1 protein-coding gene is annotated in these 258 nt (G+C 45.3%); it reads right to left on the minus strand.

The annotated features are described in order from the left end of the window. The coding region (locus tag ACHRV0_RS21690) for a hypothetical protein (RefSeq protein ID WP_395442530.1) at positions 1-258 on the minus strand (258 nt) is incomplete at both ends.

The following is a 258-nucleotide window of genomic DNA, read 5'->3' on the forward strand; positions in this document are numbered from 1 at the left end:
CTTCAGGAGGCAATGTAGTAAGTCCAGCGACTTTAGTAAGTACAGCTGCCGCTACAAGAACATTATACGGACAGACATCAAACGGCAGTTGTTCAAGTTTAACAAGAACGGCTGTTGTATTAACCATAAACGCTGCTCCTGCAGCACCGACATCTCCAGTTAACGTAACGGTATGTGAGACAGGTTCATCACAGACTCTAACGGCTACCGCTACAGTACCATCAGGATCAAGTATTGTTTGGTATGATGCAGCTTCAG

Source organism: Flavobacterium sp. FlaQc-30 (assembly GCF_044005885.1).
Lineage (GTDB): Bacteria > Bacteroidota > Bacteroidia > Flavobacteriales > Flavobacteriaceae > Flavobacterium.